This window comes from Streptomyces sp. AC627_RSS907, from assembly GCF_019049165.1.
On record NZ_JAGMUE010000017.1, the window covers coordinates 74,796 to 95,841 of the forward strand.

Sequence of the window (21,046 nt, forward strand, 5' to 3'; positions counted from 1 at the left end):
ACCGCGTGGGACGCGCTTCCACGACGGGGGCGAGCATGGTCGTCATTCGGCGGCGTCCCCGGACAGCAGTTCCTCCCGGTCCGGCAGCAGGTCGGTGATCTTTCTCCAGACCTCGGCGGCATCGGATCGCACGAGGGCCAGCCGGCTGTCGGGGCCGACCTGCCCCGGCATGATCGGCTCCTCCGGCTGTTCGCGGATCCAGTGGCCCAGCGGGCCGCAGTCCCAGACGGCGAGGGCGCGGACCATGGCGCTGCGTTCGCCGTCGTGCCGGCCGTCCCAGGCCGTGGTGATGCGCCAGGTCGCGTTGAGGGAGGCGACCAGGTCGCGGAAGCGGTCGAGGGCGTCCCCCTTGAGATCGGGATCGGCCTCGCCGAGGGCCTCGCGAACGCCTTCACGGGTGGCGTCGTCGTCCGGCCCCGGCTCCTCCAGCGCGACGAACGCGGCGTCCAGGGCGGCCATCGTCGTCTCGACGCGGATCTCTGGGACACCCTCCTCGGGCTTCTCACCGCCCCGGTGCAGGTTGACCTTGCGGGCGAGCTCCCAGACGAGGGTGTTGGGCTCGATGGAGACGTACTCCGACTCCTCCTCGCCCGGCCACCCGTCGTGGGAGATCACCGCGTCCTGGCCCACGACGACACCGTGGTTCACGGGGCCGTGCTCGCCGGTGACCTCCACCTGGATCATGACCAGGGGGTCGGCGAGCGTGCCGAGCAGGTCGCGCAGCAGCGGCGCCAGTTCTCCCTCCTCCCCCACCAGACCGATGCGCTGGAGCTCTGTCAGCGACTCCGCCAGCTCCTGTGGCGGTGTCTCGCCGTCGAGGAGGTGGGCGAAGACGGCGATGTGGCGATCGGCGAGCCGGAAGCGTGCTCGGGAGCTGTCGTACGAGGGCACTGGTCTGGGTTTCCTCCCGCGAAGACGGCACCGGGGGCGGCCACCGTCACTTCTTCTTGTCCTGCAGGTCCTTGGCGTCCTGGGTGCACTTCTGCGCCTCGTCACGCAAGGCCTTGGCGACCGTGCCGCACTTCGTCTTCCAGCTCTTCAGCTTGCCGCGCACGTCGTCCGCGTTCGGCCCCGACCACGTTTTCATGCCCGTCGTGCTGTGGTTCTTCGCGGCGTCGACGAGTCCGTCTATGTGGTCGGCCAGTGAACGCAACTGACCGGCGCGCCGGTTGAGTTCCTGTATGTCAGGATTTGCCATAGCAGCTCTCCCCCGCTGTCTCCGAAATCCCAGGATACTGTCGCACCCCTGCGGGCCCGGCAGGAGACCTGACCTGCCGCTTCCCACTCCGCGCACACCGGGCGTTCACTGGAAGATCCCATCTGCAACAGCGGTGGACGGGAACTGCTGCCGGTGTTGTAGCGTCCACTGTTGCGAACGGACAGTCCGCTTGCCTTTGTTGACACGGGGAGGAACGCCATGGATCGCGGTGCAGATCTCACACGGCTCCGGGAACTGTCGAAGCTGTACGCCCGCAAGGCCCACGACCTGCAGCTCCTGATCAAGGACCTGCAGACGGCCACGGCCGACAGCTCCGGCTACTGGAAGGGCCCGAAGGCCGACCGGTTCCGGGACGACTGGCGCGACGTGAAGCCGACCTTCGACAAGTGGGTCGACACGCTGAACGATGCCAGCAAGTCCGCGAACACCAGCGCCGACAACATCGAGCGCGCCACCTGATCGCAGGCGTATCAAGCGCAGCGGGTGACCGGCCGGGGCGCCGGGGTCACCGCCTCGAGGGCGGTGACCCCGGCGCCCCGACGGCGTTCGGGATTCGGGTTCCGGGCAAGGACGAGAGCTCATCGCCCCTGGTGGTACGCGCGCGCCTCGGTCGCCGACACCTTCTCGGGTTCGCCGCGGATGGCCGCGTCGATGACGGGAAGCAGCTTGCCGACCTCTTCCCCCAGCTTCCGGTGCCGTCCGTCAAGCTCACGGTGCCAGGCTCGCGCGTTCTTTCCGACCCAGACACTTTCGCCGCCTATGTCCTCCGTCGGCCCCTTGAGGGCCTTGCGGAGGCTTTCCACGTCCTTGGCGAGGTCGTTGCGGAGCTTTTCCAAGTCGGCTCTTCTGGGGTTCGGAACCTTCGGTTCGGAATCCGTCACAGGCTCACCGATCACCTTTCAACTATTCACGAACGGGTGATCACCGTACCAAGCGATTGTTCCCGGTGAAGAGGCTGATGCGTTGCTCATGGTTCGCAACAACTCATAATCTGAGCCGATGACCTCCAACGACATGCCACCGAGCGCTCCCGAACACCTCGTCCTGCCCACCATGGGGGAGGTACCGCAGTTACCTGACGGCTCCCTCATGGCAGACAGCACCGTCGATGTGATGCTCGTCCCGGTGGCCGGAAACAGCGGTGCAGAGCAGCTCGTCGCCCTCGCGTTCTCCACGGTGCCCCTTCTGGTGGAAGCCATGGGTGAGCAGCAACCGTGGGTGATAATCCGTACGAGTGAACTGGAGGGCGCACTGAGAGGCTCGGGGGCACGGTCCGTACTGATCGATCCCCGACTCGCCGACGTTACGGAATAGGAGCCTCTGGTGGTCGACCCGAACTTCTCAGGCATCAACCCGGACAACCTGCTGCGGACGATCAAGAACCTGGAAGGCGGTAGCAAGAGCCTGCACAGTGCCCGAACCGCCTATATGAGTAGGTTCCACAAGTTCGGCCTGGACACGCACCACCTGACGGAGATCGAAAAGATCGCCAACTGGGTGGCCGACGAGCTCCCCATGCTCCGCCGCAGACAAGCTCTGGCGTCGGCCATGGAACTTGACCAGGGGGGATTCAAGCCCGGCACCATGGTGCAGCTGCGCGAGCCTGTGCCGACCGTGGGTGAAGCACGGGAGGGCGGGAAAAGGCTGGCCGAAGATGTCAACAAGGTAGCTGAACTCGACCAGACCGAGGCCGGTGCCGCATTCCATCGGATCGCTGAGGAGCTGACGAAGCACAAGGGGGATCCGGACTTCACGTCGGCGTTCTACGCCAAGATGAATCCGGATTTACTCAAGCTGCTCCCGGTGACCGTTGCCGCCGCCAACGCACCGACCGCCGAGAACGACGTCAAAGTCTTCGGCTCCGCGTTCACGGCTGCTGTCAACGCCAATTCCCCCGCGCCGGGCTTCGACAAGGCAACCGCCCTGTTCCACAGCGACATCGGCAAGGACGAGCCCACCGCCGTGTTCAACCGTGCGCTCATGCAGGGTGAAGATCCGAATCTCTGGGCCATCGCCTGGAAGCACACGAAGATCGCCGTGAAGAAGCTCGGAGATCCTGCGGACACGTGGTCCGACACGGCCGGCTTACTGGCGGCCGTCATCAGCACGCAGGCCAAGTATGCCGGGCACTTCTGGGAGCAGTCACAGAAGTTCTCCGACGAGGCCAGTCGGTTGTACGAGCAGCGTGTCAGTGCTATGAGCAAGAAGGAAAAGAGGAGGTTCAAGAACGCAACCAAGCATGCGGCTCAGGCCTCCAGGCACTCCGCGCGTGAGGCGGAGCGGATCCTCGGTAAATTCGGGATGGGGTCGTTCTCCCGCCTAATGGAGGCGTCGGTCGCGGATGGGGGCAGCTGGCTGGTCGGCAAGGTACCGGGGCTCCGGCCACCCAGTTCGGCGTCTCTCTTCGGCCGCGCTCTGCACGTGGGTGGGAAGTTACCGTTGGTGGGAACGGTGCTCACTATCGGGGCTATTGGGTGGGACGTCGCACATAACGAGGAGAAGGACGTCGCCATCGCCGCCAACGTCGGAGGGATGGCTGCTGGAACCGGTATGACCATGGCCGGCATGGCGGCAGTAGCGGCGGTGGGAGGCCCCGTGGGGTGGGGGGTGGCGGCCGGCGTCGCGCTCGGTTTCGGCGTCGGCTACGGAACTTCCTACATCATTAAGAGCCCAGCTGGCAGGAAAGCCGTCAACGCGGTCACAGGCGCGGTGAAGGGCGCTGGAAAATCTTTCGGTGACGCGGCGTCCAGCGTCAAGAAGTCGGTCAGTGGATGGTTCTCGTGAGGTGGACCAAAAGTGGCTAAGAAGAAAAGAAGACGTCCCGCAGGTCAATACCAACTACCGCCTTCGGTCGTGGCAGCACAGCAACTCGCCGACACAAGACGCGCCGCACTGAGGCCTCGTCCGTACGTCGCGTCGAACCGCACGCTCCTGGGCATCTTCTGCTCATTTATCCTGTGCGCTGGACTGGCTTTCGCCTTCTGGCTCCCATCGCGCTCTCTAGTCCACGACCTCCGCTCCAGCGGATCCAACGCCGCCGCGGTGGTTATCGCAATCGACAACAAGCCCAAGTACGTAAAAATCAGGTTCCTCACGGGCACCGCGTCAGGTACCGAGGTCAAGCTGTCGGACTACGCCGGGATGTACCCCGATGTGGCTAACGGCGACTCGATGCTGGTCACGTACAAACCCAATGACCCGTCCCGCGTCCTTTCGAAGAGCTGGGTCAGCGCCCCTCCCGCCAACTTGCCCGCCTACGGTATGTCGGCCGGCGCTGGTTTTTTCCTGGTCGGGACAATTGTTGCAGTGCTCAGGCGCCGCTGGGTCCTCCGCAACTGGCCCTCCGACCCCGCAGCGACAGACTCAGCTGGTCCCGAAAGGCCCGGTCCCCCCGACAAGACCGTCTCCCTCACCAAGCCCTGATCACGCCAGTCTCACCCCGGGCCCCCGCCTCCCGGGCAGGGGCCCGCAGTGGTGCCGTCAAGCGGCGGCTCAGCCGTTCATCACCGCTTGCACCGGCATGAACGACCCCCCGGTCACGAACAGCCCGCTTCCCGCCGGGCCACCTCCGGCGTTCGACGGGAGACGGATGCCGAAGAGTTCGCCCTCCGACGGACTCTGCGGGGTCATGAGCATGCCGTTGCGGGATTTGCGGGCCTCTACGGCGAAGCCGCGGTACTGGCCCGAGAGGCTGTCCGTGGAGCCGGCCGCGATGAGGCCGATGCCACCGTCGGCGCCCTTGCGTACCACCGTTTCCAGGGCTTCGTCGAGGCTGGTGTCGTAGAGGAGTTCGGCGTCGTCGACGATCACGACGTAGGATCCGCCGGAAGCCTTGGCCACCAGTTCCTCGAGGTCGTCCTCCCGGCTGTCGGCATTCAGGAGGCCCAGGACTCCGTCCCGTCCCTCCAGGTCGCGCAACGGCGAGCGGCGGGGGGCTACGAGGACCACCGGCGTGCCGACGCGCAGCAGGGACTCCGTCGCGGCCAGCAGGGTCGTCGAACGGCCGGACTTCGGCGGGCCCGCGATGACGAAGCCGGGGCCGTTCTCCTCCAGGTCGACACCGATCGGGTGGAGTTCGTCGCCGCCCACCCCGATCAGCGCCCACAGGGCTGACGGCGGCGTGAAGTCGGGGTCGAGGGCGAGAGCGTCCGACGCGGTGATGTGCGAGGGCAGCGCGTCGACACGCATCGGACGTCGTCCCGCGGGGATCCGGCCGTGACGGGCGGCGGACTCCTCGGCGATCTCACGCAGCGCGCGCACCTGGGCCTGGCCCGCCGGGTCCGCCGAAAGCAGGCCGATCTGCGTTTCGTCCACGCCGGTGTCCGTGATCCGCAGGGCGCGGCCCGGGGGCATGTTCCTCGGGACCTCACGGGCCTGGAGGCCCGCCGTGGAGTAGTCGTTCGGATCGGCGAAACGCAGGACCAACCGGTCGGCGAAGGCGGACGAGACGTGCCCGCTCAGGCCACTGCGGTCGGCGGTCATGACGACCTTGAGGCCAACCGCGGAGCCCTCACGGAAGATGCGCTGGGCCGCTTCGAGGAGCTGACCGTAGTTGTACGCCTCGAAGGTCGAGGCGAATCCCTCCCAGCCGTCCAGCAGCAGCACCATCCAGGGGAGGCGGTCCTGCGGCGCGGCCGTCGCGCGCTGTTCCGCGGCGCTCGACGCGCCCTCCATGGCGAGCAGTTGCTGCCGGCGGGCGATCTCCGTCAGCAGGCGCTCGATGAGGCGGCGGACCCGGTCGGGCTCGTCACGCGTGACCACGGCGCCCACGTGGGGCAGGCGCATGAGCGGCAGCAGCGCGTTGGAGCCGCAGTCGATGCCATAGACGTGCACGTCGTGCGGAGAGGTACTGCGGGCCAGGGAGCCCGCCAGGGAACGCAGGGCCGTCGAGCGACCGGAACGGGCGCCGCCCAGGATCATGGTGTGCTCGCCGTGCACGAGGTCCAGGGACAACGGCATCCGGGTCTGCTTCGCCGGCAGGTCGATCAGGCCGTACGGGATCGGTGCGACGTCCTGCGCCGGTTCCACCTCGGACGCCCGGGCGTACGCCGTCGCCTCGTCCAGGGTGACCAGTTCGGACAGCGGGTCCAGCCACGGGCTGCGCTGCTCGCCGAAGCCCATCCGCCGCGCGCCGTCGCACACGGCATCCACGAGGACGGCCAGGTCGGTGACCATGGTGCCGTCGTCCTCCGCCTCGTCCCGCTTGGGCAACGGGCGGCTGTAGGCGTGCCACGGAAGCGGCAACAGGGCCGCCTTCGGGCCGGTCCCGCCCGTCGCCGGGCGGCGGCCACCGATGCGGGCGGACTGCACGCCGACCAGGGACTGTGCACCGGAGCGGACGTACATGCGGCCAGGGGTCGACTTGGCGATCGCGCCCGAGTCGGGGGCCTCGATGACGTCGATGGACTCGGACGCGTCCGTCACCCGCAGTGCGATGCGCAGGTTCGTGTTGGCGCGGATGTCCGCGCTGACGACGCCGGCCGGCCGCTGGGTGGCCAGAATCAAGTGGACGCCCAGGGACCGGCCGCGACGGGCGATGTCGACCAGGCCCGCGACGAAGTCCGGGAGTTCGGCAACCAGCGAGGCGAACTCGTCGATCACCAGGACGAGTCGGGGCATCGGCTCCAGCTCCGGGCGAAGCTTGCGCGTGTCGTTGTAGTCCTCGATGTCCTTGGCGGCGGCGTCGAAGAGGATCCTCTCCCGGCGGTGCAGCTCGGCAGCGAGCGAGGCGAGGGCCCGCTCGGTCAGATGCGCGTCGAGGTCGCTGACCATGCCGACCGTGTGCGGCAGGCGGGCGCAGTCCATGAAGGCGCTGCCGCCCTTGTAGTCGATCAGTACGTAGTTCAGCGCGTCCGGCCGGTTCACGACAGCCAGCGAGGTGATGATCGTCTGCAGCAGCTCGGACTTACCCGCACCCGTGGTGCCCGCGACCAGCGCGTGCGGGCCGTCCCGGCGGATGTCCAGCACGAACGGGCCGTCCGCAGCGATGCCGACGGGCGCGGCGGTCGTCGAGCCGCCCGCCCGCCAGACACGCTCCACGTCGGTCCCGGTCGGGTCGGGCATGCCCAGCAGGGTCAGCAGCCGGGCGGAGGTGGGCAGGGCACTGCCGGCGTCGTCGCGGCTGACGTCGCGTACCGGCGCGAGGGAGCGGGCGAGCAGCTCGCACCACTCGGGCACCGCCTGGTCGGCCAGGACGTCACCCACGGACTCCAGCCCGTGTCCGCGCACGCGGACGTGGTACGGGGCGTCCGGGGACCAGGCGACGACGGCCTTGCACTCCTCCGGCAACAGCCGCTCATCCTCGTCGACGCAGAGAGCGAGGATGCCGTACCGCGGTCCCTCGCTGAGGAGTTGCGGCACGCCGGGCACACGGCGCAGCAGGCGTGCCCCGTCGAGGACCAGCAGGACGTTGGGGTCCGGATAGAGCTGGCCGGTCGTGGTGTTCTGCTCGCGGGCCGCCTTGCGCCGGGCCAGTTCGTTCAGCAGCTCGTTGACACGTCGGGTGACGGTCTCGGAGTCGAAGCCGACCAGCGCGACGCAGTCCTGCCCCTGGTCGGGGCTGGTGTGGGGCAGCCAGTGGACCCAGTGCCACGCCGCGCCGGCGTTCGGGGTGGCCGTGAGCGTCACCAGGGAGAGGTCACGCGGGCTGTGCAGGACCGCGGCCTGCACAGCGAGCCAGCGGGCCGTGGCCAGTGCCCTTTCCCGGTCGCCGGCGACGCCGACCACTCCGAGCTGGGCGAAGGGCAGGGTGACCGGTACATCGGCGAGGACCGGCGGTTCCGGGGCGTCCTCCTCGTACATCGAGCCGCCGCGGCCAAGGACGAGTTCCACGTCCGAGGGCAGGTCGCCGACCCCGATCCTCAGCTGCATGACGTCCGGGTCGGTGAGCCGGCGCTCCCACAGGCGGCGACGGGGGCCGGTGGCGAAGAGCAGGATCTCGGCCGGGTCGGGTGCGTCGGCCCGGCGGGCGCGCTGCTCCTCCTTGGCGAGGGCAGCCAGTTCGGCCTCGTGGGCCGCGAGGTCCTTCTTGTACTGCTTGAGTGACGTGCGGTGCTTCTTCTTGCCCTCGCGGTTCTCGCTGATCCACTGGGCAGCCATCATCAGCGGGCTCATCAGGCAGAAGAGCAGCATGTAGATCTGCTTGGTGAGGAAGTACATGCCCAGTCCGAAGGCCATGGGCATGACGGCCATAAGGAGCTGGAAGCGGGCCCGCTCCCCCTTGGTCGGTGCCACCGGCACCACCAGTCGCCGGCGGGGCCGCAGCGGGGACAACCTCGGCGGACGGTTGTAGGCCAGGCCGCCCTCGCTCATCGCGGACAGGTGCGCGTCCGGTGCAGCGACGCGGGCCAGGACCAGCAGCGAGTCACCGATCCGGACGACGCCGTCCGGCGGCCAGGGCGTCCCGGAGGCGGCCACCGGTTCGTCGTCGAGCCGAACCTCGGCCCCGCCCTCGGGGCTGAACAGCACGTTGCCCTGCATGTCGATCGCCACCCTGAGGGCGGTTGGCGGCAGCGAGGTGCCCGGCAGGGGAAGCGTGGAGGTGGGGGCCGAGCCCAGGGTGGTCACCCCGACCCCGAGCCGGACCACCCGCCCGGAGGCGGGGCCGCCGGCCACCCTCAGTTCGAACTGACCGACGGGCTCGCCCTTGCGCAGCAACGGGCCGATGGAGTCGTCCACCGTGACGCGCATGCCGTCCTGGAGCACCTGGGCGACGGGGGCCGCCGGGTCGCAGAGCACGCCGTCAGCCCACAGGGACGGACCACCGGTCCCGGCCGCCCCGTAGCCGGGGGGGATCGGGGGCACCATCATGCCCGGCATGACCCTGACGTTCGTCGGCATGCCGCTTCGGCCCAGTTCCGTCGACAGCGCCTGGGCGACGTCGCCGGCCGTGGCGGTGTCGTCCGCGGTGACGACCACGTCGTGCGGCTCACCGCCCTGGCTGACGACCGTGACCAGCATCCGCATGGTGGTCTTCCTCCCCGTCGGCCTCTCGGCCGTGTTCGTTGCTCCGGCAACGGAGACTACTGTCCGTCCCTGACGGCGGGCCCGGCCGCCCGTGTCTCACACAGCCGGCAGCGCGTAGATCTCGTGCCCGTGCGTCACCAGCAGCCGGTTGCCCGAGAGGGCGGCCTGCCAAGGCTCGCCCACGGCCTTGTTGTCGCTGTAGGTCCAGCGTGGTTTGCCCGTGCCGGCCTCCAGGGCCACGATGCCGCCGTCCAGGGTGCCGGTGGCGCCGTACAGTGTCGTTCCGGCCCGCAGGAAGGTTTCCGGCCCCTCGACGTCCAGTTCGTCGCACAGCCATTTCCGCTTGCCGGTCTTCGCGTCCACGGCCCACACGCCGTCGTCGTGGTCGCTGGTGTAGAGCACGCCGTCGGCGACCGTCGGGTTGCCGAAGCCCCGGCGGCCGGCCGGTGACAGGGTCCAGACGGTGCTGCCGTTGTCCGCGTCGACGGCCCTGAGCTTGTCACCCGGCAGGAAGACGAGGCCGTTCGCGACCGTGGGCCGCCAGGTCCACTCCTCGCCGATCTTCCTCGTCCACAGCTGACCGCCGGTGGCGGTGTCCCGGGCGGTGAGGTTGAGGTTGGAGTCGGCGTAGACCAGGTACGTGCCCGAGACGCTGCCCTGGACGTCGTAGTCCTTGGTGCCCCGGTCCCGGTGCTGGACCCACGCCTTCCTGCCCGTGGTGTGGCTGATGGCCGCCACGGCCGTGCGGTACTTGGTGGCGCTCTGCGCCTGACCGTAGTCGGTCGCGGTGACGTAGACGTTCCCGTCGTCGATCGCGATCGTGTCCTCGACGGAGAGCTGCTTGCCGAGGCGGCTGCGCCAGACCTCCTCGCCCGTCTTGACGTCGTAGGCGACCAGGGCGCCGTCGTAGTCGCCGTCGGCGAGGAACACCTTGCCGTCGTGGAAGAGGAGCTGGGCTCCGGGCCGGCAGATGCCCGGCCTGGTCCAGCGGGCCTTTCCGGTCCTGACATCGTAGGCCACGAGCGGGTCGCCGCTGACCAGGAGCAGTCCTTCGTGCGTGAGGAGCGGTACGCCCGTCGTGGTGCTGTCCTCCGCGGCCGACTCGTGCCACAGCGGTTGCGGTGCCACGCCGGCGGGTGGGGTCGTGAAGTCCTCGTCCGCCGGTTCGGCCGTACCGCCCTTTCCCGGCGCGTCCGTTGCCGCGTCGGAGGCGCCGTCACCGGCCGTGAGCAGCCACGCGGCACCGCCACCGGCCACCGCGACGGCCGCCGCGCCACCGAGCGCCATACCGAGCACCCGGCGCCGGGAGCGGGCCGGAGCGGACGCCCCGCCCGCGCCGAGCTCGACCGTGCCGGGGAGGGGGGTGCCGTACGCGGGCACCGGCGCCGGAGTACCACCGGGCGGTGTGCCGTAACCGGCCGGTCCGGTCTGCGGCGTTCGCGTCGAGGGGGTACCCGGGGGCGGCGTCCCGGCCGGCATCGTCGGCGCCGGGCCGAAAGCGGGCGCGGGCCGAGGAGCCTCGGGAGCCTCCAGGTCCAGGATCCCCGCGGCGTGGGTCGCGATCGTCGAGGCCACCGCCGACGGCAGCCAGTCGTGCAGAGCGGCGTCGATGCCCTGCCCGGCCAGCGCGGTCACGATCTCCGCGGGCGCCACGCGCTGCGCCGGGTCCTTCATGAGGCAGGCACGGACCAGCCCCCGCAGGGACGGGGGTACGCCCGTCAGGTCGGCCTCCCCGTGCACGACCTGGTAGAGCAGCGCGGCGTGCGAGGCCGCGCCGTCGCCGAAGACGCTGCGCCCGGTCGCCGCGAACGCGAGCACGGTCCCCAGCGAGAACACGTCGCCCGCCGTGCCGACGTCCTTGCCCAGCGCCTGCTCCGGTGACATGTATCCGGGCGAGCCGACCACGACTCCGGTCTGCGTCATCCGGCTGCCGTCCACCGCCCGCGCGATGCCGAAGTCGATGAGGCGCGGTCCGTCGGCGGCCAGCAGGACGTTGGAGGGCTTGAGGTCGCGGTGGACGAGTCCCGCCGCGTGGATGTCCTGGAGCGCCGCGGCCAGTCCGGCGGCGAGCGCGCGGACCGTGCGCTCCGGCAGCGCGCCGTGGGCCGCGACCACGTCGGTCAGGTCGGGGCCGAGGACGTACGACGTCGCGAGCCACGGCAGGGGCGCGTCCGGGTCGGCGTCCACGACGGGGGCGGTGAACCGGCCCGAGACCGCCTTCGCGATCTCCACCTCGTGCCGGAATCGGGCGCGGAAGTCCCCGTCCGCCGCGAGATCGGGCCGGACCACCTTCACGGCGACGGTACGACCGCCGGGCGACCGGGCGAGGTAGACGCGGCCCATCCCCCCTGCGCCGAGCCGTCGCAGAAGGCGGTAAGGGCCCAGCTCCCGCGGATCGTCCGATCGCAGTGTCTCCATGGCCGGCCTTCCCCGTCGTGTCGCCGCGTCCGCGAACACCCGGTGCGTGCGGTGGCGTTCGCTGTCGCAGACACAGTAGTGACAGCGGTGACGGGGGAGTTGCGGGGGCGTCATCTCCGGGGCGGGGGCCGGCAGGCCGACGAGCCGGTAGGCCCCAGGTGGAAAGCCGTCGGCTACTCGGCCGTCGACAACCGCGCCCTCGGCCGGCCCGAGTCCCTGCTGTCGGACTCGTACTGGAGGTCGTCGCCGACGGGGGTGAGGCGGACGGTGTGGAGGGCCTGGTTGCAGACGTCGCGGTTGCCCTCGGCTCCCACGGCGCTCGCGACGACTTGTTCCCGTGTCACCTTCTTCAGGGTCAGTACGTCGTCACACGTGCCGCCGAAGAGGTCGGTGTGGCGCAGGGTGCCCAGCCTCTCGCCGACCGCGGCCTCCCGGACGGTCAGGCGGAAGGTGCCCAGGGGCAGGTTGCCCTCGACCGCGACGGCCTGGCCCTCCCAGGTGCCCCGGTAACGGGCCGGGACGGTTTTCCCGCGGCCCGCACCGGCGTCCGGCGGGGCGCTCGCGGACGGGGAGCGGTCGCCGTCGTCGGCGGAGTTCCTGCTGCCGCCGCCCGGCAGCACGTCGAGGACGAGCACCGCCCCGAGTGTCACCGCCGCCATCGCACCGGCCACCGCGAGGGCCACCGTGCAGCTGAGCCTGCGGCCGCGCCGCCCGTCGCCCTCCCGCGCGGAGGTGGCCGCGACGGAGACGGAGAGCCTGCCGGGCGACCGGCCACCCGCGCGCGGCGCCGGTACGTGGGTGGCGGGTGCCGGTACGTGTGCCGGTGCGTGCGTGGGGGGTGTCGGCCTGTGTGCGGGTGCCGGTGCGTGTGCCGGTGCGGGAGTGGGCATCACCGGCGCCGGTCCGAAGACGCCGGGGGCCACCGCGCCCCCGGACGCGCCCGCGTCCCCGCCGGTCCCCATCGTGGTCCGGCCGCCCCCGCCGGTCCCCATCGTGGTCCGGCCGCCCCCGCCGTTCCCCGTCGGCGTCCGGCCGTCCCCGTCCGGCGCCCCGCCGCTCCCGGTCGCCGCCCCGTCGCCCGCTTCCGTCTTCTCCGCCCTCGCCCCCACGCCCGCCTCCGCCCCCGCGGTGATCGACGGCCGGCTGAACCCCACCGGACCGGACGCCGGCCCCGCGCCCGAACCCGACGATCCCGCCCCCTCACCCGGTGACGACTGCGCCGCCTCCAGGTTCAGCAGCTCTACGGCGCTCCGGCTGACCCTCTCCACCAGCGCCCCCGGCAGCCAGCCGCCGGTCACGAGCCGCGCCGCGCCCTGGGGAGCGAGGCGCCGGGCCACGTCACCGGGGGACGGACGGGCGGCCGGGTCCTTCGTCAGGCACGCCGCCACCAGGTCCCGCAGCTCCCCGTCCAGCGCGCCGATCTCCGGCTCCTCGTGGACGACCTTGTAGAGCAGCGCGGCCGAGGAGTCTCCGGGGAAGGGCGGTCGGCCGGTCGCGGCGAAGGTGAGTACGGCCCCCAGCGAGAAGACGTCCGCCGCGCCCGTGACGCCCTTGCCGAGAATCTGCTCGGGCGACATGTAGCCGGGCGAGCCGATCGAGACGCCCGTCGAGGTCAGGGAGGCGGTGCCGTCCGTGGCGCGGGCGATGCCGAAGTCGATCAGCAGGGGGCCGTCGAGGGTCAGCAGCACGTTCGACGGCTTCACGTCCCGGTGGACGAGGCCCAGCTCGTGCACCGCCGCCAGCGCCTCGCCGAGACCCGCGCCCAGTGCCCGTACCGAGTGGGCCGGCAGCGGGCCGCCGTCCGCGACCGCCGCCGTCAGGGACGGGCCGGCGGCGTAGGCCGTGGCGACCCACGGCACGCGCGCCTCGGGGTCCGCGTCCAGCACGGGCGCGGTCCAGGCGCCGCCCACCCGGCTCGCGGCGGCCACCTCGCGCCGGAAGCGGGCCCGGAACTCCTCGTCCAGCGCGAAGTGCGGGTGCACGATCTTCACGGCGACGGTCCGGCCGCCGGCACTGCGGCCCAGGTAGACCCGGCCCATACCGCCGGACCCCAGCCGGCCGAGCAGCCGGTAGGGCCCCACGACGGTGGGTTCGTCGACGTCGAGCGGCCGCATGGCGTCCACCCCTCCCCCGTACGCCAGTACCTGCCAGCAGGGTAGTGGGCCGCCCGCGCGGGGGCGCCCCGCACGTCAGGGCTGGAGCAGGTCCACCTTCACGTCCGCCGGGAAGCCGGTGGTCGGGCCCACCCGGCGGGCGAACTCGGTGACCGCCTCCAGCTGCGGGGCGCCGAAACGGAAGTCGAGGGTGGTGAAGTACCGCGCGAGGGTCTCCTCGTCGAAGGCCTCCCAGCGGGCCGCCTGCTCGGCGACCTTGTCGACCTCCTCCAGGGAGAGGTTGCGGGAGGCGAGGAAGGCCTCGTGCACCGTGCGGGTGATGACCGGCTCGCGCTCCGCGTAGTCGCGCCGGGCGGCCCAGACCGCGAAGACGAACGGCAGGCCCGTCCACTCCTTCCACAGCGCGCCCAGGTCGTGCACGTCGAGGCCGTAGCGGGGCCCGTCGAGCATGTTGGCGCGCAGGGCCGCGTCGCCGATGAGGACGGCCGCGTCGGCCTCCTGCATCATCAGGCTCAGGTCCGGCGGGCAGGTGTAGTAGTCGGGCTGGACGCCGAAGCGCTCGGCGAGGAGCAGTTGGGCGAGGCGTACGGAGGTGCGCGAGGTCGACCCGAGGGCGACCCGGGCACCGTCCAGCTTCTCCAGCGGGACCTGCGAGACGATCACGCACGACATCACCGGGCCGTCGCAGCCGACGGCGATGTCGGGGAAGGCGACCAGGTCGTCGGCGTTCTTGAGGAATTCGACGAGGGTGACGGGACCGATGTCCAGATCGCCCCGCACCAGCTGCTCGCTGAGCTTCTCCGGGGTGTCCTTCGTCAGCTCGAAGTCGAGGAGCGTTCCTGTTCTCGCGAGCCCCCAGTACAGGGGCAGGCAGTTCAGGAACTGGATGTGGCCGACGCGCGGCCGGGTGCGAGAATTGTCCACATCGCGAGGCTAGCTCTCCCCCGGTGCCCGCCCGCCGCCGACCCCGGCGTCAGCCGAACGGGCCAGGCGTTCAAACATCCGGGTGAAGTGATCTTGACCTCTGTTGCGCTCGGGGGCCTGCGTGCTAGGCTCACAGCAAGTTGCAGTTTGGTTTCCCTTGCAGTACAGAGCCTGCGGAGCATGTGACCGCGGGCTCTCGTCGTTCTCAGACATAGGCAGTTGTGCAGCATTCAAGTCTTCACACTTGCTGGTTCTGGGCAGGGCAACCCTTTGAGCCCAAGGAGGGCTTATGGCTACCGGAACCGTGAAGTGGTTCAACGCCGAAAAGGGCTTTGGTTTCATCGCCCAGGAAGGCGGCGGCCCCGACGTCTTCGTCCACTACTCCGCGATCAACGCGACCGGTTTCCGGTCCCTCGAGGAGAACCAGCAGGTGTCCTTCGACGTCACGCAGGGTCCGAAGGGCCCGCAGGCGGAGAATGTCACTCCTGTCTGATTGACAGCAGTACCCAAGGAGCCCCGCGCCGTCTTCGGCGACGGGGCTCCTGCCCTTTTGCCCTTTTCCGGCCACACCCCCCACCCGGGTCCCGGCCGTTTCCCGTTCCCGCGCCGGCCCGTCGGCACATCTCGCCCACCCTGTGCACCCCGCACACCCGGCCCTGATCGCGGCCCCGGCTCACACGTGCTGCATGACCAGCACGAACGCCGTTCCCGGCACCAGCGCCTCGTACGTGTGCGGGACGTCCCCGCGGTAGGTCATGTAGTCGCCGGGCCCCAGCTCGACGGCCTCCCCGCGCGGTCCGGCCAGCAGGCGCCCGCTGCCGACGACCAGGTGCTCGACCGTCCCGGGGATGTGCGGCTCCGATGCACGGGCCGCCCCCGGTTCCGCCCGCAGGTGGTAGATGTCCCGCCGCGCTCCCGGCGGACTGGAGGAGAGCAGCGTGGCGGCGTAGTCGGCCCGCTCCGACGCCACCTGGGGCCCCTCACCCGCCCTGATCACCCGCACCGCGGCGGTCGGCGGCTCCACCAGCGTGCTGAACGGCACGCCGAGGGCCACGGCCAGCGCCCAGAGCGTCTCCACGCTCGGATTCCCGCCGGCCGCCTCCAGCTGCGACAGCGTGGACTTGGCGATGCCGGCCCGCTTGGCCAGCTCGGACAGCGACAGTCCGGCGCGCGTCCGTTCGCGCCGCAGTGAGGCGGCGATCCAGTCGAGGGGCAGGCGGGGCAGGCGGGCGGGGGTCGAATCGGACATGGTGTTCGCTCCGTAGGTACGTTCGTTCGCCTTGACGAACACAGCTGGCTCTGTCCATTGTAGAAAACATGCGTTCGGTACAGCGAACCCCGCAGCCATCCGAGAGGCCGTCCACCGGCTCGACCGAGAGACCGGTCGCCAACTCGACCGACAGCCCGACCGACAACCCGGCCACCGGCTCGACCGACAGCCCGGCCGGCATACCGGCCGACCGGGCCGGCCGGTGGCGCCAAGACCCGGAACTGCTCAGAGACGTCGCCCTCGTCAGCGCCGCCGGCGGCATCGTCGGCGTTTCGTTCGGCGCGATCGCCGTGGCCGGCGGCCTGCCGGTGTGGGTCCCGGTGGTGATGTCACTGCTCGTGTACGCGGGCTCCGCCCAGTTCAGCGCCGTCGGCGTGCTGCTGGCCGGGGGCGGTCCGGTGGCCGCGGCTGCCACCGGGCTGCTGCTCAACACGCGTACGGCGGCTTTCAGTCTCGCCGTCGCGGACACCATCGGCACCGGTCGCGTGGCGCGGCTGCTGGGCGCCCACCTGGTCACCGACGAGACGGTGGCCTTCGCCCTGGCCCAGCCGGACCCGGCGCGGCGGAGGGCGGCGTTCTGGCTGTCGGGCGTGGCGCTGTTCGCCGTGTGGAACGCGGGCGTGCTCCTCGGGGCGCTGGCCGGCACCGCGCTCGGCGACACGGCGACGTACGGCCTCGACGCCGCCTTCCCGGCCGTGCTGGTCGCCCTGGTCCTGCCCGCGCTGCGCCAGGACGCCGGTCTGCGCCGGGCCGCGCTGCCCGGTGCCGCGGTGGCGCTGGCGCTGACCCCGTCCGTCCCGGCGGGGGTTCCGGTCCTGCTGGCGCTGACCGGCCTGTTCCTCTGCCGCGCGCCGGTCCGGAAGGGGGCCGCATGAGTGCGACGGTCGCCCTGATCCTGGTGCTGGCGGTCGGGACGTACGCCTTCCGCCTGGTCGGCCCGGCGCTGCACGGCCGGGTGACGCTGCCCGTGCGGGTGCGGGACCTGTTGTCCGCCGGTGCCGTGGTGCTACTGGTCGCGCTGCTGGCGACGGGGGCGCTCACCGAGGGCGGGGGCTTCGCCGGGTGGGCGCGGCCGGCCGGAGTGCTGGCGGGCGGCGTACTGGCGTGGCGGCGGGCGCCGTTCGTGCTGGTGGTGCTGGGTGCGGCGGCGGTGACGGCGGCGCTGCGGGCGGCGGGGCTGGAATGAGGCACTGCTGTCGGTGGGCCCCGTTAGGGTCCCCGGCATGACCGACGAGACCGGCCGTGACACCGGCTTCCTGGACACCACCCGTACCTTCTACGACACCATCGCCGAGGACTACGCCGACTGCTTCCGCTCCCTGGGGGCCGGCACTCCGCTGGACCGCGCGCTGATGAGCGCCTTCGCCGAGTTCGTGGGCCCGGAGGGGCAGGTGGCCGACCTCGGCTGCGGGCCCGGCCGGGTCACCGCCCACCTCGCCTCCCTCGGCCTGCGGGTCTTCGGCCTCGACCTCTCCGCGTCGATGCTCGCCGTCGCGCGCCGCGAAAACCCGGGCCTGCGCTTCGAGCAGGGCTCCATGCTGGAGCTGGACCTGCCCGACGGGGCCCTCGCGGGCGCGGTCTCCTGGTACTCGTCGATCCACACGCCGTGGGAGCGGCTGCCGGACCTCTTCGGTGAGGTGCGGCGCGTGCTGGCGCCGGGCGGTTTCTTCCTCCTCGCCTTCCAGGTCGGCGACGAGCCCTTCCGGCCCGACCGTCCCTTCGGCCACCCGGTCGCCCTGGACTTCGAACGGCGGCAACCCGAGCCGATGGCGGAGCTGCTGGAGAAGGCCGGGTTCACGGTCCTGTCCCGGACGGTGCGCCTGGCGGAGGAGGCCAACGTCGCGCAGGTCCCGCAGGCCTGCCTGATCGCCCGCCGCTGAGCCCGCCGCCCGCCCCCTTCCACACGACACGTCGGGCGAGACGCAGTCAACGGGCTCGGGTGCGTACGACAACGACGGAAGACGCCCCGCACCAGGTGTGTGTGCGGGGCGTCGTCTGTTCGTCAGTCGGCGGTCACGCGGCGACCGGCACCCGGTCCCGCTCCGGCTCCGGCTCGTCGATCGGGGAGCTGTGGGCCTCGGCGTAGGCCTTGCGGTCGAGCAGTCCCTCGCGGGCCGAGACGATGACCGGGACCAGGGCCTGGCCGGCGACGTCCGTAACCATACTCTGTGTATGTACGTTGCAGACAGCACAGGCATCTGACACGTGACCAGGGGTGGGGCATGGCCAAGCCGAAGCGTGTAGGCATCTACGTACGAATCAGCAAGGACCGCAAAGGTCAGGAACTCGGCATCCAGCGCCAGGAGAAGGCATGCCGGGAGCTGTGCGAACGCATGGGGTGGGGAGTCCTCAAGGTCTACCCGGAGAATGACGTGTCGGCGTCGACCACGAGCAAGCGTCGCCGCCCTCAGTACACGGAGATGCTCAGAGACGCACGAGACGGCTTCATCGACGGCATCGTCGTCTACTCCATCGACCGCCTGACGCGCCGGATCAGCGAGCTGACCAGCTTCCTCGAAGAGCAGAAGGAACACGGGTTCGCGTTCGCCACGACGGAGGGCGAGGACACAGCGACAGCCAACGGCCGCATGATCCTGACAATCAAGGGTGCGGTGGCTCAGCAGGAGACCGAGCGCATGTCGGAGCGCGTCAACAACTCCCTCTTGCAGCGGCGGGAGCAGGGCAAGCCGCATGCCGGCGGGAAGCGGCAGTTCGGTTTCAAGGAGGGGACGCACTTCCAGCAGCTGGACGAAGGCGAAGCCGAGCTCATCCGCGAGGGCTATCGCATGCTGATGGACCGAAACTCGAAGACACCTGGTGATGTGGCCCGGTACTGGGGTTCCAAGGGCTCTACGACGCCACACGGTGGCGCGTGGACCATCCAGTCAGTGAAGCGTGTGTACCGGTCGGAGCGGACCGGGGGGATCGTCACCTATAAGGGCCAGGACATCGGGGACAGCGTCTACGGCGCACCACTGACTCGCGAGCAATGGGAGAACGTTCAGACGATCCTCGATGGACGAGCCACCCAGGCGGCGCGAGGGTCAGGCAAGCGGAAGCACGTGTACTCCGGGTTCCTGCGCTGCGGCTATTGCGGCTCCGCCATGCGCGTCCAGTGGGCGACCATCCAGGGACGAACCTTCCGGCGGACGTTCTGTCACTCCGGCCAGAGAGGCCAGAACGGTCGCCTGGGCTGCGGCAAGGTGAGCCGCAAATACGAGTGGATCGAAGAACGGCTCAATGAAGTGATTGAGGCTGCGCTCTTGTCCCGCATGCCTCAAAAAGAAGTGGCACAGACGGAGGACCTCACGGGCCAGATCAGTTTGCTGGAGAGCCGTATCCGAGCGCTCCGAGGCCGCTGGAAGGAAGGCCAGATGGAGGACGAAGACTACTTCGACTCCTTGACCCACCTGCGCGCAGAGCTCCAAACCTTGCGCACACGCGAAGCGACAGCGACCATCCGTCGATCTCGTGTCGAGACCGATGTCCTTGCGGTCTGGAAGGATGACGCGCCCGAGAACCTCGAACGCCGTCGCGCCATCGTGGCGTCCGTGATCGACCTTGTCGAGGTCTTCAGCATCGGCCGTGGCAGGCGCAAGCCGCCGGAGATCACGTCCATCAAGATCACGCCGATCGGCGCAGAGCATGAGGACTCGCCGGAGTCTCCGGCTTGACTCGGTCGGCAAGGTAGCTGTCGATGACGGCCGTCATGCGGGTGTCGAAGTCCTTGGGCGGCACCCAACGGCAGAGGATCTCGGAGATCCATTCAGGAAGCGGCTGTACCGGCTCACCGGTCATGGGCGCCCCGCTGGTTACGTGCTTCCTCCTGGTTCTCTGCCAGGTCCGTAGCGACGCCAGCGGCAATGAGGGCGGCGCCGGGGGTGTGGCCGGAGCCGATGCAGCGCCAGTGCGCATCCGTGATCGCGTCGGAAGTGTCGGCGTGGCCGAGGTGGTGGGCGCGTTCGGCGCGTAGTGCGGCGTAGGTGGTGGAGTAGGCGCGGGATTTGGTGCGGATGTGGCCCCGGTAGCCGAGGGTGTGGGTCCAGGTGTGCAGGCGCAGGGGCACGTATGCGGGGAGGCCGCCGAGTCGCCAGCAGGTGTACATGAGGGTGCGGACGTGTCGGCTGACGGGAGCCGTGTCGATATCGTCCCAGGTGGTGACCTTGTGGTCGGTGCCAGCGCCCGTCTCGTTGCTGCCTTTGGTGACGTACTTGGCGACGTAGGCGGCAACGGCGTCATCGTCGGGGCCGTCACCGTCGGCACGCAGGACGCGAACGTCGGTCTGCGTGCCCCAACTCAGAGGGCATTTGATCTAGGCGTATTGCCCTGTATGCCCTAGTAGGTTCCTCGCCAGGTTGGTGTGCTCTCGTCCGTAATGCGCTTGGCGAGGTTGTCGATCGAGGCGATGTGGATCATCGCCTCGGAGCTGGCCGTGAGCGTCTCGTAGTCGCGGGCGAGGCGGCGGCGCATCATGATCCAGCCGACACTCCGCTCCACCACCCAGCGCCTTTTCACGACATGGAAGCCGCGCTTTTCTGGGTTGCGGTTGACGACTTCACCGTCGATTCCGAGGCGGGCCCCGTGCTCGACGACGGCGTTCTTGAAGCCGGTGTCGACCCAGCTTTTCGCGATGGTCGGGTAGGTCTCTTTCGCCTGGTCGAGGAGCGTATTCCCATGGCGTTCTCGGAGAGGCCGGCGCCGGCGACTGTCACGGCGAGGATGAGGCCGATCGTGTCGGTCAGGATGCCCCCCGCTTCCGGTCCACGATCTTCTTCGCGGCGTCCGTTCCCTGGCTGGTCAGAGGCACGTTGATGGATGTCTTGACGCTCTGAGTGTCGATGACGGAGGCGGTCGGTTCGGGCTTGCGGCCTTCCTTTACGCGAGCCAGGCCGGTCAGGTCGTAGTTGAGCTGGGCGAGGATTCCCTCGTCGCGCCAGGCGCCGTAGTAGAAGTAGACGGTGCCGTGGCCCGGGAAGTCGTGCGGCAGGTACTTCCAGGGGATTCCGGTGCGGTTCAGGTAGAGGAGTGCGTCGAACACGTCGCGCAAGCCGACTTTGGCCGGCTGTCCTGTTGGCCGGCGTTCGAGGCGGGCGTTTCGCCAGGCCGTCAACGTCGGCTCGATCAGGGCCCATCTTC

The 21,046-nt window shown here is 70.2% G+C and carries 18 protein-coding genes and 2 pseudogenes; 9 read left to right on the top strand and 11 right to left on the bottom strand.

The window, feature by feature from the left end:
• Positions 1-42: 42 nt before the first annotated feature.
• Positions 43-891 (bottom strand): hypothetical protein, encoded by an 849-nt coding sequence (locus KUM32_RS05550; RefSeq protein ID WP_217140659.1) that lies wholly within the window; start codon positions 889-891, stop codon positions 43-45.
• Between the two features lie 46 nt (positions 892-937).
• Positions 938-1,198 (bottom strand): WXG100 family type VII secretion target, encoded by a 261-nt coding sequence (locus tag KUM32_RS05555; protein WP_217140660.1) that lies wholly within the window; start codon positions 1,196-1,198, stop codon positions 938-940.
• 219 nt (positions 1,199-1,417) lie between these two features.
• Here KUM32_RS05555 and KUM32_RS05560 point away from each other — a divergent pair, with 219 nt between their 5' ends.
• On the top strand, positions 1,418-1,678 hold the full coding sequence (locus tag KUM32_RS05560) for a WXG100 family type VII secretion target (protein ID WP_217140661.1): 261 nt from the start codon (positions 1,418-1,420) through the stop codon (positions 1,676-1,678).
• A gap of 119 nt (positions 1,679-1,797) precedes the next feature.
• On the opposite strand, the gene KUM32_RS05565 is transcribed toward KUM32_RS05560, so the two are convergent.
• Positions 1,798-2,100 (bottom strand): hypothetical protein, encoded by a 303-nt coding sequence (locus KUM32_RS05565; protein WP_217140662.1) that lies wholly within the window; start codon positions 2,098-2,100, stop codon positions 1,798-1,800.
• A 118-nt stretch (positions 2,101-2,218) separates the two neighbouring features.
• Between KUM32_RS05565 and KUM32_RS05570 the strand changes: the two genes are divergently transcribed.
• The 3 genes from KUM32_RS05570 (at position 2,219) to KUM32_RS05580 (ending at position 4,642) form a co-directional block, all read left to right on the top strand.
• Positions 2,219-2,533 (top strand): SAV_915 family protein, encoded by a 315-nt coding sequence (locus KUM32_RS05570; RefSeq protein WP_254405073.1) that lies wholly within the window; start codon positions 2,219-2,221, stop codon positions 2,531-2,533.
• A gap of 9 nt (positions 2,534-2,542) precedes the next feature.
• Entirely contained in the window at positions 2,543-4,003 is a 1,461-nt protein-coding gene (locus KUM32_RS05575; protein ID WP_217140663.1) for a hypothetical protein, read from the top strand.
• Positions 4,004-4,072: 69 nt separating this feature from the next.
• The gene (locus KUM32_RS05580) at positions 4,073-4,642 is read left to right on the top strand and encodes a hypothetical protein (RefSeq protein ID WP_217140664.1); all 570 of its coding nucleotides are present in this window, start codon (positions 4,073-4,075) and stop codon (positions 4,640-4,642) included.
• Positions 4,643-4,711: 69 nt separating this feature from the next.
• Here KUM32_RS05580 and KUM32_RS05585 read toward each other — a convergent pair whose 3' ends face one another.
• The 4 genes from KUM32_RS05585 to KUM32_RS05600 form a co-directional block, all read right to left on the bottom strand.
• Complete coding sequence (locus tag KUM32_RS05585) at positions 4,712-9,184, bottom strand: FtsK/SpoIIIE domain-containing protein (protein WP_217140665.1); 4,473 nt, start codon at positions 9,182-9,184, stop codon at positions 4,712-4,714.
• Positions 9,185-9,280: 96 nt separating this feature from the next.
• A complete protein-coding gene (locus KUM32_RS05590) occupies positions 9,281-11,602 on the bottom strand; it encodes a PQQ-binding-like beta-propeller repeat protein (RefSeq protein ID WP_217140666.1) in 2,322 nt (773 codons plus the stop codon).
• A gap of 173 nt (positions 11,603-11,775) precedes the next feature.
• Positions 11,776-13,716 carry a serine/threonine-protein kinase gene (locus KUM32_RS05595; protein WP_217140667.1) on the bottom strand — a complete coding sequence of 647 codons (1,941 nt, stop codon included), beginning with the start codon at positions 13,714-13,716 and terminating at the stop codon, positions 11,776-11,778.
• 75 nt (positions 13,717-13,791) lie between these two features.
• Positions 13,792-14,640: a menaquinone biosynthetic enzyme MqnA/MqnD family protein gene (locus KUM32_RS05600; RefSeq protein WP_217140668.1), complete on the bottom strand. Its 849-nt coding sequence runs from the start codon at positions 14,638-14,640 to the stop codon at positions 13,792-13,794.
• A gap of 289 nt (positions 14,641-14,929) precedes the next feature.
• Between KUM32_RS05600 and KUM32_RS05605 the strand changes: the two genes are divergently transcribed.
• A complete protein-coding gene (locus KUM32_RS05605) occupies positions 14,930-15,133 on the top strand; it encodes a cold-shock protein (protein ID WP_004984723.1) in 204 nt (67 codons plus the stop codon).
• 180 nt (positions 15,134-15,313) lie between these two features.
• Here KUM32_RS05605 and KUM32_RS05610 read toward each other — a convergent pair whose 3' ends face one another.
• A complete protein-coding gene (locus KUM32_RS05610; RefSeq protein WP_217140669.1) occupies positions 15,314-15,889 on the bottom strand; it encodes a helix-turn-helix domain-containing protein in 576 nt (191 codons plus the stop codon).
• 68 nt (positions 15,890-15,957) lie between these two features.
• Between KUM32_RS05610 and KUM32_RS05615 the strand changes: the two genes are divergently transcribed.
• The 3 genes from KUM32_RS05615 to KUM32_RS05625 are packed head-to-tail and all read left to right on the top strand — an operon-like array spanning position 15,958 to position 17,790.
• Positions 15,958-16,785, top strand: a complete 828-nt coding sequence (locus KUM32_RS05615) for an AzlC family ABC transporter permease (RefSeq protein WP_217140670.1) — start codon at positions 15,958-15,960, stop codon at positions 16,783-16,785.
• A complete protein-coding gene (locus KUM32_RS05620; RefSeq protein ID WP_217140671.1) occupies positions 16,782-17,096 on the top strand; it encodes an AzlD domain-containing protein in 315 nt (104 codons plus the stop codon). The genes KUM32_RS05615 and KUM32_RS05620 overlap by 4 nt, the downstream gene beginning before the upstream one ends.
• Positions 17,097-17,133: 37 nt before the next feature.
• Entirely contained in the window at positions 17,134-17,790 is a 657-nt protein-coding gene (locus KUM32_RS05625) for a class I SAM-dependent methyltransferase (RefSeq protein ID WP_217140672.1), read from the top strand.
• A gap of 133 nt (positions 17,791-17,923) precedes the next feature.
• On the opposite strand, the pseudogene KUM32_RS05630 reads toward KUM32_RS05625, so the two are convergent.
• Positions 17,924-18,067 (bottom strand): annotated as a pseudogene (locus KUM32_RS05630) (dicarboxylate/amino acid:cation symporter); the annotation flags it as partial.
• A gap of 65 nt (positions 18,068-18,132) precedes the next feature.
• On the opposite strand from KUM32_RS05630, the gene KUM32_RS05635 reads away from it, so the two are divergent.
• Positions 18,133-19,584 carry a recombinase family protein gene (locus KUM32_RS05635; RefSeq protein ID WP_217140673.1) on the top strand — a complete coding sequence of 484 codons (1,452 nt, stop codon included), beginning with the start codon at positions 18,133-18,135 and terminating at the stop codon, positions 19,582-19,584.
• Between the two features lie 113 nt (positions 19,585-19,697).
• Here the strand turns inward: KUM32_RS05635 and KUM32_RS44895 are convergent, their stop codons facing one another.
• Both KUM32_RS44895 and KUM32_RS05645 read right to left on the bottom strand, forming a co-directional pair.
• Positions 19,698-20,222, bottom strand: coding sequence for a replication initiator (locus tag KUM32_RS44895; protein WP_308408599.1), 525 nt, complete (start codon positions 20,220-20,222; stop codon positions 19,698-19,700).
• A 23-nt stretch (positions 20,223-20,245) separates the two neighbouring features.
• Positions 20,246-21,035, bottom strand: a pseudogene (locus KUM32_RS05645) (IS5 family transposase).
• Positions 21,036-21,046: the final 11 nt, after the last annotated feature.

What these genes read in the sequence shown, in the direction of transcription:
- KUM32_RS05555 (WP_217140660.1), bottom strand. Translation starts at nt 1,198, where the DNA reads ATGGCAAATCCTGACATACAGGAACTCAACCGGCGCGCCGGTCAGTTG.
- KUM32_RS05560 (WP_217140661.1), top strand. Translation starts at nt 1,418, where the DNA reads ATGGATCGCGGTGCAGATCTCACACGGCTCCGGGAACTGTCGAAGCTG.
- KUM32_RS05570 (WP_254405073.1), top strand. Translation starts at nt 2,219, where the DNA reads ATGACCTCCAACGACATGCCACCGAGCGCTCCCGAACACCTCGTCCTG.
- KUM32_RS05585 (WP_217140665.1), bottom strand. Translation starts at nt 9,184, where the DNA reads ATGCGGATGCTGGTCACGGTCGTCAGCCAGGGCGGTGAGCCGCACGAC.
- KUM32_RS05590 (WP_217140666.1), bottom strand. Translation starts at nt 11,602, where the DNA reads ATGGAGACACTGCGATCGGACGATCCGCGGGAGCTGGGCCCTTACCGC.
- KUM32_RS05595 (WP_217140667.1), bottom strand. Translation starts at nt 13,716, where the DNA reads ATGCGGCCGCTCGACGTCGACGAACCCACCGTCGTGGGGCCCTACCGG.
- KUM32_RS05605 (WP_004984723.1), top strand. Translation starts at nt 14,930, where the DNA reads ATGGCTACCGGAACCGTGAAGTGGTTCAACGCCGAAAAGGGCTTTGGT.
- KUM32_RS05610 (WP_217140669.1), bottom strand. Translation starts at nt 15,889, where the DNA reads ATGTCCGATTCGACCCCCGCCCGCCTGCCCCGCCTGCCCCTCGACTGG.
- KUM32_RS05615 (WP_217140670.1), top strand. Translation starts at nt 15,958, where the DNA reads ATGCGTTCGGTACAGCGAACCCCGCAGCCATCCGAGAGGCCGTCCACC.
- KUM32_RS05620 (WP_217140671.1), top strand. Translation starts at nt 16,782, where the DNA reads ATGAGTGCGACGGTCGCCCTGATCCTGGTGCTGGCGGTCGGGACGTAC.
- KUM32_RS05625 (WP_217140672.1), top strand. Translation starts at nt 17,134, where the DNA reads ATGACCGACGAGACCGGCCGTGACACCGGCTTCCTGGACACCACCCGT.
- KUM32_RS05635 (WP_217140673.1), top strand. Translation starts at nt 18,133, where the DNA reads ATGGCCAAGCCGAAGCGTGTAGGCATCTACGTACGAATCAGCAAGGAC.